Origin of the sequence: Aequorivita sp. CIP111184, from assembly GCF_900489465.1 — a bacterium.
Classification (GTDB): Bacteria; Bacteroidota; Bacteroidia; order Flavobacteriales; family Flavobacteriaceae; genus Aequorivita.
In genome coordinates this window covers 212,472-224,601 of the sequence record NZ_UEFQ01000024.1, presented here as the reverse complement: position 1 = coordinate 224,601, position 12,130 = coordinate 212,472, and the positions used below count along the sequence as shown (strand labels likewise).

At 39.5% G+C, this 12,130-nt stretch carries 8 protein-coding genes; 2 read left to right on the top strand and 6 right to left on the bottom strand.

Annotation, left to right across the window (positions count from 1 at the left end; all coding sequences use genetic code 11):
• Window positions 1-44 precede the first annotated feature (44 nt).
• The 6 genes from AEQU1_RS10235 to AEQU1_RS10210 all read right to left on the bottom strand — a co-directional run bounded on the left by AEQU1_RS10235 (window position 45) and on the right by AEQU1_RS10210 (window position 7,476).
• A complete protein-coding gene (locus AEQU1_RS10235) occupies window positions 45-422 on the bottom strand; it encodes an STAS/SEC14 domain-containing protein (protein ID WP_111880885.1) in 378 nt (125 codons plus the stop codon).
• An 11-nt stretch (window positions 423-433) separates the two neighbouring features.
• The gene (locus tag AEQU1_RS10230; RefSeq protein WP_111880883.1) at window positions 434-871 is read right to left on the bottom strand and encodes a Fur family transcriptional regulator; all 438 of its coding nucleotides are present in this window, start codon (window positions 869-871) and stop codon (window positions 434-436) included.
• Between the two features lie 15 nt (window positions 872-886).
• Window positions 887-1,225 carry a P-II family nitrogen regulator gene (locus AEQU1_RS10225; protein WP_111880882.1) on the bottom strand — a complete coding sequence of 113 codons (339 nt, stop codon included), beginning with the start codon at window positions 1,223-1,225 and terminating at the stop codon, window positions 887-889.
• 114 nt (window positions 1,226-1,339) lie between these two features.
• Complete coding sequence (locus AEQU1_RS10220; RefSeq protein ID WP_181566750.1) at window positions 1,340-2,593, bottom strand: efflux RND transporter periplasmic adaptor subunit; 1,254 nt, start codon at window positions 2,591-2,593, stop codon at window positions 1,340-1,342.
• Between the two features lie 16 nt (window positions 2,594-2,609).
• Window positions 2,610-7,025: a CusA/CzcA family heavy metal efflux RND transporter gene (locus AEQU1_RS10215; protein ID WP_111880880.1), complete on the bottom strand. Its 4,416-nt coding sequence runs from the start codon at window positions 7,023-7,025 to the stop codon at window positions 2,610-2,612.
• A gap of 121 nt (window positions 7,026-7,146) precedes the next feature.
• Complete coding sequence (locus tag AEQU1_RS10210; RefSeq protein ID WP_258455271.1) at window positions 7,147-7,476, bottom strand: hypothetical protein; 330 nt, start codon at window positions 7,474-7,476, stop codon at window positions 7,147-7,149.
• 406 nt (window positions 7,477-7,882) lie between these two features.
• On the opposite strand from AEQU1_RS10210, the gene AEQU1_RS10205 reads away from it, so the two are divergent.
• Window positions 7,883-10,465, top strand: coding sequence for a T9SS type A sorting domain-containing protein (locus AEQU1_RS10205; RefSeq protein ID WP_111880878.1), 2,583 nt, complete (start codon window positions 7,883-7,885; stop codon window positions 10,463-10,465).
• 1,311 nt (window positions 10,466-11,776) lie between these two features.
• The gene (locus tag AEQU1_RS10200) at window positions 11,777-12,130 is read left to right on the top strand and encodes a single-stranded DNA-binding protein (protein ID WP_111880877.1); all 354 of its coding nucleotides are present in this window, start codon (window positions 11,777-11,779) and stop codon (window positions 12,128-12,130) included.

Here is a 12,130-nt window from a genome sequence, read left to right as displayed (position 1 = left end):
ACTGGTCCTTTTCATTGGGTACTTGGGGAAGTATGATTGGTATTTTAATTTGTAGTTTTTTCATTTTTGTAAGAGTTTTCTAGCCATTTTTTGGCACTTTCTTTTTCTTCGGTCTTAAAAAATTTAATATATGCCTTGGAAAAAGGTATCAACACTTCTGTGAATTGCTCCTGCCATTTAACACTTCCTACCAATGCGACCCGTTTTAAACGTTCTTCATTAGTAAGTTCCAATTCAATTCCTTTCCAATAGACGTTTGCCGTCCAGCCTTCAAAATTTTCCATCTCGATGTACCAATACACCTGTGGATAGGTTTTTATATGGTTTGTCAATTCAAGGATTAGGTTTTCATAGTCTTTCGCGTCAAGTTTATGCTGCGCCACCATATATAACATGCTTTGTTTTTTAAAAATTGATATCATTTCGATTATATTTATAAATCAATATTTTGCTTTAAATTGCTACTACATTTCTCACAAACACCTTTTACCACCAAGTTTATATCTTCCGTTATATAGCCATCGGGCAGATTGATTTGCGGGATTTTATGTTCGGTTAGGCAGACGGTTTTCTCACAGTTATTGCAATGAAAATGTAAGTGCAGGTCGTTGCCTACCTCACATTCACAATATTCCTCACATAAGGCATATTTTATAACTCCGGTCCCATCTTCAATTTGATGCACAATACCTTTTTCCTCAAATGTTTTCATAGTCCTAAAAAGAGTACTCCTTTCAGAAACTTTAAAATCCTTTTCCAAATCCCCAAGGCTAATGGCCACCTTCAATTCTGCCAGACGCTTATAGGTCATCAGGCGCATTGCCGTGGGGCGTACCCCTTTACTTTCCAATAGTTGGACTATTTCTTCCATTTGCTAAAAAGCGTTTTATAGGTCGTATTTTTTTAAAGAATCGCCTGTTTTAATTTGAAATGCATCCTCTATATTAGACAGATAAATAATGCCGTCTGCAGGTTCGTTGGTTTTACCATTTTTTAAAATTATCTCAATTGCAGTTTGGGCTTCCTCGTTTTGACAGACCAGTTCTATTTTTACTACTGGACTGTCCGTTACGTGAAAGTCCAAGGATGGCCTTGCACCTTTTGCCTTAAATGCACCTGTGCCTTCACATTGTGAGAGGGTCATACTCTTAAAACCATTTTCGGTGAGGGCATCAATTACTTTTTGAATCCTGTTTGGTTTTATAAATGCTTTTATTTCTTTCATATTTAAAGACTTAAGATTGTTGATATGTATTTAAGTTTTGAACCGAGCTCGGATTGTAAATTTTAACTAATATAAGAACGTTGCCAAACTCGGCTTCAAAACCGCTATTGTTCATTAGTGGCCGTGTTCCAATTCTCCTTTTACCATTTCTGAAGAAAGGGTATATGCTCCTTTGGTAACCAATTTAACATCCTGATTGGCATCCGCAGGAAGATTAACTTCCACAAATCCCAAATCGGTAAGGCCAATTGTTACAGCTATCATTTTAAATTTCATTTTGTTCGCTTCCTTTTTTTTATCTTCATCCAAAATGAATATGAAGGACTGTTCGCCGTTTTGAAAAATGGCCGCTTCAGGAACTGCAAACGCAGATTTTTCTCCCTGAACGATTCTGCCTTCCACGTACATTCCGGGAAGTAGATTTTTATCCTTGTTCTCTATATCGGCAAGAACCTCTAACGCTTTTGGATCTGTCTCGAATGTTTTACCAACTGAACGCACAGTAGCCTTCAACAATTCATCTGTTCGGGAAGCGGTGGAAAAATAAATTTGCTGTCCTTTCTGGATTTTTCTGATGTCTTTTTCATATACTTTGAAGTTGAGATAAATCTTGGAATTGTCGCTAATTGAGAACATCTTTGATTGTGTACCCACATAATCTCCCAAGCTAATAGTTACTTCATCCACGTAACCACTTATGGGTGTTGTGATGGGTACTGCCGAAAACAGCTCTCCTTCTGCAACTTTGTTAGGGTTGATGCCCAATAAACGCAATTTGGCCTTTAAACCGTTGACGCTGGATGTGGTAGAACGGAATTTTGACTGTGCCATTTGGAAATCCTTTCCCGAAGAAACACCTTTGTCATACAAAGTCTGTTTACGCTCAAAATCCTGTTTCAAAAAGACAAGCTCATCGTTCTTTTCCTGAAATTCTTGTTGCATCGCAATAATATCAGGATGTTCTATATATGCCAAAACTTGTCCCTTACGCACATTGTCGCCCGGTATTACCTTGATTGAGCTAACGTTTCCACCTATAAAAGGACTGATGTTTGCTTTGTCCTGTGGAAAAAGTTCCAAAGTTCCTGTTACTTTGATACTGTTGCCCAAGTTTCGTTTTTCCAAAGCTTTCATTTCAAGACCTATAGTTTCGGCCTGCTGTTCTGTAATTTCCACAACATTTTCTTCCTCTTCGTGTCCACCTTCTTCTTCACTATGGCCCTCTTCGCCGTGAGAATCCTCGCCATTTTCCGTAATTTCGGAAGTTGTTTCCTTATGACCCAATTCTCCCTTCGCGTTTTCATTACAGGAAGTGGACACCAAAGTCAAGGCTAAAAATAATGTTACTGCTATTGCTTTATTTTTCATCTCTATATTTTTTTTATTATAAATTCCCCAATTGGTATTGCACCTCAATGGTCTGTTGGTTATATTGATTAATATATTGTAAATGTGTTTGTTTAATCCTGATGGCACTATTGAGGATTGTGATATAGGTTACATAATCTATTTCGCCTTCCTTGGAAGCCAATTGTGCCGTGGTTATTTGTTCCTCCGCCAAAAGCAAAGCGCCTTCTTCATAATACTGCAATATCTTTTGCGTTTTTTCAAGGGATTTTTGTAATTGGGAAACTGTACTTTCGGTAATTGCTTTCTGTTCCAAATATTGATTTTCTGCGACCATTGCATCTGCCTTGGCTGCCTTTACCCTTGATTTCTGTGGAAAAAACCACAACGGAATACTAATCCCTGCCTGATAGGTATTGAAGCTTGAAACATCATCTACCACTTGTCGTCCATACGAAAGACTGAATTTTGGCAGGAATTCCGATTTTTCAACGCCCACATTGGCTTTGCTAACTTCCACATTTTGAAGTGAATATTGCAACATCGGGTTGTTTGCCACGGAAGTTGAATCCAACAACGTGTTCAAATTCATCGGCTCGTATGAAACTGAAACCGTTTCAACAGGTCCATCCGTTCCCAAATATTGCTTTAAGGCACGTTTGGCAATTTCAATATCATCGTAGGCCTGTTGTCGCAATACCTGAATCTGTTGGTATTCCGAAGAAGCGGAAATAAATTCCAACTTGCCTGTTTCGCCTGTGTCATATCGCAACTGTGCCGCCGTTTTAAAATTGGCATAAACACTATCCAGTTGTTCCGCAAAAAGCAATTGTGCCTTGTTGTAATTTATTTGGTCGTAGGCCTGCATCACATTTCGCACTAGCTGTTGCTCGTTGACGGCATAGAATTTTTCGCCCAGAGCCACTCGCTGTTTGTAAAACTTCGATTTTGAAAAACCCGAAAGCAAATCAATATTGCCCTGCTGAACACCAATGGTGGTTTCAATTCCGGGTAGGTTATTACCATATTCTTCTTTTCCAGTAAAAACCTGTGTGCTTCCCATGTCGAAACTTGTTCCTTTCATAGCCTGGTCACGTTCAATAAAAGCCTGACTTTCTTTAAGGGACGGATAATTTTGCTTTGCCATTGCAATGGCTTCTTCCAAAGTAATGGTTTTTGGAATTGCCGAATCTTGATTCATTTCCTGCGCAAAGCTACTTCCAGAAGTGAAAACACCACCTAATAGTAAAAGGATTGTAATTACAGTAGTGCTTTTATTGATGTAGCTTACATCGCCATCATTCCCTTTTTTCTCTTTTCGTGCTTCGAGCCAATAATATAACACAGGGATAACCACCAAGGTTAGAAATGTTGCGGTAAGCAACCCGCCAATAACTACCGTTGCCAAAGGCCGTTGTACTTCGGCACCCCCAGAGTTGGAAACCGCCATTGGGATAAAGCCCATTATGGCCGCGGTAGCGGTAAGCAAAATTGGCCGTAAACGTTCGTGCGTAGCTTCATATATACGTTTTTTAATATCTGTCATTCCACTTTCTTTTAGTTCGTTGAATTTATTTATCAGCACCAGTCCGTTCAATACTGCAACCCCAAAGAGTACGATAAACCCTACGCCCGCAGAAATACTGAAAGGCATACCACGAATCCAAAGAGCAAATACACCACCAATGGCAGCCAATGGCACAGCCATATAAATCATAATGGATTGTGAAAATGAGTTTAGCGCAAAATAGAGCAGAATGAATATCAAGAACAATGCAATTGGTACTACGATCATTAATCGGTCTGTGGCACGTTGCAGATTTTCAAATGAACCACCGTAGGTTACGTAATAACCCGCTGGCAATTTAACTTCGGTTTCCAATTTCAGCTGAATTTCTTCCACCATTGACTTTACATCCCGACCGCGGACATTAACCCCAACCGAAATTCGACGGTAGGTATTATCCCTTGAAATTTGCATAGGTCCCGGTTTGTAACTGATGTCCGCTACTTCCTTTAAAGGAACTTGCGCGCCGTTTGGCAAATCGATGTATAGATTTTTAAGGCTGTTGATGTCCGTTCTAAATTCCTCTGCCAAACGAATGACGAGATCAAATCGCTTTTCGCCTTCAAAAATGACGCCTGCTTTTTCTCCCGCAAAAGCAGCACTCACATAATCGTTCAATTTATCAACGGTTACACCGTATTGCGCCATTTTTGCACGATTGTATACCACGGTCATTTGCGGTAAACCGCTGGTGGCTTCCACATTAAGATCTACGGCTCCGGGAACGGTTCTGATGACTGCTGCGATTTCCTGAATTTTATCTGCCAGAACTCCCAAATCCTCGCCATATAATTTTATGGCAACATCTTCCCTAACGCCCGTGAGCAGTTCATTAAAACGAAGTTCCACGGGTTGGGTAAACACAAAATTGACACCGGGAACCACAGACATTTTCTCTTGGATTTTTTCTATGAGTTCTTCCTTGCTATCTGCCGAAGTCCATTTGCTTTTATCTTTTTCAAGAATGATATAGCTGTCGGCAATGTCCATTGGCATTGGGTCGGTAGGAATTTCGGCAACACCAATTCTGGAAACTACTGTTTTTACTTCTGGAAACTGCTTAACGATATTTTGAAGTTTTTTTGAAGCCTCAATGGATTCCGTGAGGCTGCTTCCCGGTTTTATCAAAGCTTGAAAGGCGATATCGCCCTCATCAAATTTTGGGATAAATTCGCCTCCCATATTGCTAAAAATAAAGCCGGCAAACAATAATAATGCTACTGCTCCAATTACGACACCTGCCTTAAAACGAAGCGCAAAATTGAGCAAGGGAAGATAGGCACGGTTTAAGCCACTCATTATTTTATCGCTGAATCTGTCAATTCGGTTTTCGAATTTAGCGAACCAACTATTTTGGTTTTTAGCTGGTTTTAAAAAGAGTGCTGAAATCATCGGAACGTAAGTAAGACAAAGGATAATAGCACCCAAAACGGCAAAACCGAATGTAAACGCCATCGGGCGAAACATTTTTCCTTCAACGCCTGTTAAAAAGAGTATGGGTGTGAAAACAATTAGAATAATCAATTGTCCGAAAAAGGCAGAATTCATCATTTTACTTGCCGAATCGTATGCTATTTCATCCATTTCAGTTTGATTAATTGCTGCTGTAGTTTTTTTCATCCGTTGATGAATGTGGAATACCATTCCTTCCACTATAATCACTGCACCATCCACGATAATCCCAAAGTCAATTGCACCCAAAGACATTAGGTTCGCCCAAACACCAAATTGTTTCATCAAAATAAATGCGAACAATAAGGATAAAGGAATTACCGAAGCTGTTATCAATCCGCCACGGAAACTACCCAAAAGAAGTACCAAAACGAATATTACAATCAAGGACCCTTCAATAAGGTTTTTCTCAACGGTACTTGTGGTTCTTTCAATGAGGTCGCTTCTGCTCAAAAAAGCATCGATATAAATGCCTTCCGGTAAGGATTTTTGAATTTCGGTTATACGTTTTTCTACATTTTTAACCACGTCACTCGGACTTTCCCCTTTCAGCATCAAAATTTGTCCACCTACAGATTCGTGCCCGTCTTGCGTAAAAGCACCATACCGCACTTGATTGCCATAGCCTACTTTTTCGGCAACATCACGAATTAATACAGGACTGCCGTTTTGTGTAATAACAACCGTATTTTCTAGATCTTCAAGACTACGTGCAAGTCCTTCACCACGAATAAAATTGGCTTGACTGTTTTTCTCAATATAAGCTCCACCCGTATTGGCATTGTTCATTTTGAGAGCCTCAAAAACCTGATTCATAGTAATGCCAAAACTTTTGAGCTTATTAGGGTTTATGGCAACTTCATATTGTTTTACATATCCTCCAAAAGCATTGACCTCGACAACTCCTGGCACTAATGCCATTTGGCGTTTTACAATCCAATCTTGGATTGTTCGAAGCTCCATTGCATCATATTTATCTTCGTAGCCTTCCTTTACTTTTAGGCTGTATTGGTAAATTTCGCCCAAACCTGTAGTAATAGGTGCCATAAAGGGTTTGCCGAATCCGTCGGGAATTTCTTCGCTTACTTCTGCAAGTTTCTCCTGCACGAGCTGTCGCGGTAAATAAGTTCCAGCTTCGTCTTTAAAAACAATGGTAACTACGGAAAGACCAAAACGTGAAACGGAACGCAACTCTATGACATCGGGCAAATTGGCCATTGCCAATTCCACCGGATAGGTTATAAATTGTTCTATGTCTTCCGTTCCTAAATTTGGTGCGACTGTAATGACTTGTACTTGGTTGTTTGTAATATCGGGAACAGACCCCAAATTTATAGTGGCCATAGAGTAAATGCCCGTGCCCACAAGTGCCACTATAAATAGCCCAATAATAAATTTATTATTAATGGAAAATGAAATGATTTTGTTAATCATATAAAATGTATTAATTCAGTTTAAAAATTTACGTTACGAAATGGCATAACGCATTTATTTAGCGATGCATAATTTGAAAAAGCATCACGTTAGGATATAGCTATCCTTAAAAAAAACTGAATTAAACCCTTGGGGGTTGGAAAAGAGATTCCAGATATCTGGAATTTAATTGGAAAGAATGATAAGTAAATTGTTGTTTCTCTTCAAACTTTAATCGATTGAATAGAGCCGAATTGGTATTTGCTATAAATACTACGGGATGACAACATTGATGATGGGAATGAACAGGTATATTTTCATTCTCTGAATTGTTATGATGCCCTTCATTATTTGCATCTTTATCGATATAATCTTCCACCACATATTCAAAGAAAGAGTCGCCATAAACTTTATGGTCTTGATAATGGGTAATAACGTTTGAAATTTCCTGAATTGGTTCGCATAAGTCCATATCTGGGCTGATTCCTTGAAAAAAGAATAAAATAGACATAGATATGGTAACAAATACTTTCATAGAAGATTGCAAATATAATAAAAATTGAATGCACAGGTTGTGCAAATAATGAATTGGTGTTCTAGAAATTGACAACACTATCCAAAGCATCATCGGTTTCTTATTCTAGATTTTGGATTCTAGATTTTGGAAGATTAATTGTAAATAAACGGTTACATAAGGTCTAGTGTGTCTCAAAAAAATATATCTTTGTTTAGAACTGTTCTAAATAACAAATGATTTTACACTGTAAATGTTGTTACAGCCATATAGATTAAGAGTCATTATTGCCAATAAAAAAGAAGTCAAGCTTCTTAAAAAATCGTGATTTGATTAAAACAGTACATATCCTAAAATATTCGTTATGAAAAGATACACACTTCCCTTTTTTTTGATGTTGCTTTTGCTTGTGCTTTCTACGTTTTTTATTTCAAGTTATAAAAATAATTCAGAAATCGTGCAGGCGGGTGGACAGGAGAAAATTGACGAAGAAAAACCCGGAAAATTGGAATATCCCGCAGAGTGGATGTACAACCAGCGTGCCTACCCAAACAATTATATCAATAAGGAAGCCTATAAAAGAGCCATCATTCAAACAAAACAAATTCTTGCCAACAGATCGCCGGAAGTAGTTGGTGAGTGGGCATTCGTAGGGCCATTAAACACTGGCGGAAGAATTACGGATGTTGCAATAGCTCCAGATAACGATGACCATCTTTATGTAGCCACCGCCACAGGTGGGATTTTTAGAAGTTATGATCGTGGCGCCAACTGGATTCCGATTTTTGATGATGAAGCAAAAATGTCCATTGGTGACATTGCCATTGCATCTTCCAACCCGCAACGGATTTATGCAGGAACTGGTGAAGCAAATGGAAGTGCGACCGACGGTGCTTATTTTGGCGACGGAATTTACAGAAGCGACAACGCAGGCGATACTTGGACAAACATAGGTTTGCCCGAAAGCAGTCATATTGGTCGAATCGTAGTGGATCCCAAAAACCCAGACCGCGTTTTTGTGGCAGCCACAGGTCAATTATACGGTAAAAATAGCGATCGAGGAATTTATAGAACTCTAAACGGAGGTGGAAGTTGGGAACAGGTTTTGTTCGTAACTGATTCCACATCTGCAATAGATGTTGCTATGAATGTAGCAAATACAAACATTATTTACGCTGCAATGTGGGAACGCACCCGTAAACCTTGGGAACGTGATTACGGCGGGTTAAGTTCCGCGATCCATCGCTCACTGGACGGGGGATTTACTTGGACACAGTTGGGCGTGGCGAACGGATTGCCGGCTCCAAATGTGGATACAGGAAGAATTGGAATCGCTGTTTCGGAATCCGATCCTTCCACAGTTTATGCGCGTTACACAACCAATAAAGTTACTAACGAATTCAATGGCTTGTACAAAAGTACCGACAATGGGAATAATTGGACGCTGGTAACTCCGGCAGCTACTCTAAGTGGCATCGATGCCAATTTTGGTTGGTATTTTGGAAATCTTCGCGTAAACCCAACCAATTCATCAGAAGTATATATTGTAGGTTTTGAGATTGCAAAATCTATCGATAGCGGTGCCTCTTGGCAGACTTTGCAAGGTATGCACGTAGATCATCATGCACTAGAATTTTCAAGAACCAACAGTAATTTTATGTTTGCCGGTAACGATGGCGGCGCTTATATTTCCAATAATGGTGGCAGCAATTGGACTAAGTTCTTGAACCTCCCCTTAACCCAATTTTACAATATTGAAGTTGACAAAACCCAACCGGAAAGACTTTATGGCGGAACACAGGACAACAATACTATTAGAACAATTACAGGTGGAGCAAGTGACTGGAACTCCATTTGGGGTGGTGATGGTTTTCACGTAAACGTTGACCCTGTGGACAATAACTACATTTACGTGGAATCTCAATATGGAAATTTGGGCCGTAGCATCAATGGTGGAAACAGTTTTGATTACGCCACCAACGGAATTAGTGGAAGCGACAGGAACAACTGGAACACACCGGTAATCATTTCACCTTTTGACCACGAAATTCTTTATTATGGAACGAATAGATTATATACTTCCAATAAGGCTTCAAACTGGTCTGTAATCAGTCCTGACTTGACGGATGGTGTTCATCCCAGCGGTTCTTTGGCATTCGGAACACTTACTGCAATCGCTTCTTCCTATAACAATCTCGACGTAATTTATACCGGTAGCGATGATGGAAATGTAAACGTAACTTTTGATGGTGGCGCCACTTGGACAAACGTAAGCACTGGCCTGCCAGATCAATATATCACTTCCATCGCGATGAGTCCAAATGATGATATGATTGCTTATGTAACTGTTTCAGGTTTTAAAAATTTAGAGTATACTCCGCACGTTTTCAAAACCATGGATGGAGGAGAAAATTGGACGGACATTTCTTCGAATTTGCCAAGCATTCCCGTTAACGATATTATTACATATTCGGAGGAAAATATACTTCTTGTGGCGACGGATTTGAACGTATGGTTTTCTATAAATGAGGGCGCAAGTTGGGATATTCTTGGTAACGGCCTCCCCCTTACCGTCATTATGGACTTGAAATTGCACGAGCCAACACAAACACTTTATGCGGGAACTTTCGGAAGGGGGATGTTCAGTATTGACAATGTGGTTAACATTTGTCTTGGTATTGACGACAACGAACTTTCGGCGAGTTCCATCATACTGTACCCTAATCCCGCGACCTTGGAATTTACAATTTCGCAAACTTTATCCTTGGAAGGAAGTATCCAGCTTTTTAATATTTCGGGAAAAATGATAAAGGAGTTGTTCCATGGGAATTTTGGAACAAACAAAAACATCAAAATAAAAACTGACGGAATTGCCTCAGGAATTTATCTGATAAGGGTGAGTAGCGGGGAAAAATCTGTTACGACGAAGCTTGTGATAAGTAATTGAATAATGTTAGCAGAGGTTTTATACTGTTTTTGAAGTTTTAAAGGATAATAAATGTTTTCATACCACTCAGCCCATTCCGCTAAATTCCGCAGAAAAAGCTCCATTTCAAGAAATGCGCTTCACTTTAAAAATCTTGGACACAACTCCAAAGATTCCATTCTCCATTCCACTTGCCCGGTTATTCCGAAAAAAGTCCGGAAGCGGTCAAACGTCATTCCATCTCCATCTTTGAAGTTAAGTCCGCTCTAAATCCTACTAAGATTCAAATACACTTCATATAACCCGTTCAGCACTTTCCCCTCCATTCCGTGAAAAGCTCCATTTCGAGAAAAGAGCTTCACTACAAATATCTTGGACACAACTCCAAAGATTGCGATTATCATTCTACTTGTCCACTTATTCCTGAAAAATACGGGAAGCGTCCAAACTCCATTCCTATCTCCATCTTTGAAGTGAAGTCCGCTTTAAATCCTACTAAGAATAAAATATAATTGTTATAACCCGTTCAGCACTTTCCCCTACATTCCGCGAAAAGCTTCATTCCGAGAAAAGAGCTTCTCTCCAAAGATCTTGGACACCGTCCCCAATTTCTACTTTCTCTTCTGTGAACCCGAGCTGCCTTGCTGGAACGGGACGCTTCATTTCAATTCGAAATTGTGAACGAAGTCCGCTTTAAATCCTGCTGAAAATCAAGTTCAGTACTTATATCCCGTTCAGCACTTTCCCTGCGTTCCGCGAAAAGCTCCATTCTGAGAAAAGAGCTTCTCTAAAAAGGTCTTGGACACCGTCCTCAATTTCTACTTTCCATTCCGCTTGCCCTTCCCGTCCCGAAACGTCGAGGCTTGGAAGCGCACTCCATTCCAATCCGAAATCGTGAACGGAGTCCGCTCGTTCTGAATTAATATTTCTGCAATTGTTTCCACTTCCCTTGATTTAGTATTTCACATACGTCTTTTAGAAACCTCCTTTACCGGCGCTGTCCCAACCCTTTTTTTGTAAGCAAAATACCAACATTCGGAAGTTAAACGGACTGCATAACCGGTCGAAAACTCCCTTTTATAAGTCCTTATCAATTCCAAATATTGAAAATGTATCAGCAACAAAAAAAGGTAACAGCGAGGGCACTATGGGAAGTAAATCTAAAATGAATCTTATGAAATCCTACAAAAACATCAAAAAGGAAGCGGCACCAAAAAAAACAAAAAGGGAAAACGCTCAAGATATAATAAGTAAATCAATTCAAAAAAATATAACAATAAATTGTCTGAATAGTTCAGATAGCAATTTTAATTAATTCTTAAATATTTTATTATGAGCACTTTAAAAAACAAAGTACAGTTGATTGGAAACGTGGGGAATGCCCCAAAAACTAAGACCCTAGAGAGCGGCAAGAAAGTCGCAAATTTTTCACTTGCAACCAATGAGTTTTATAAAAATTCTGAGGGGGAAAAAGTGCAGAACACACAATGGCACAATATTGTTGCTTGGGGTAAGATTGCCGAAATCGTAGAGAAATACGTAGGCAAAGGAAAGGAAGTTGCCATAGAGGGCAAATTGACCTCCCGTTCCTATGAAACCGAAGCCGGGGAGAAACGATACGTTACCGAAGTGGTAGCCGATGAAATCCTATTACTTGGAACCAAGGACAACGGAAACGCTGAATAA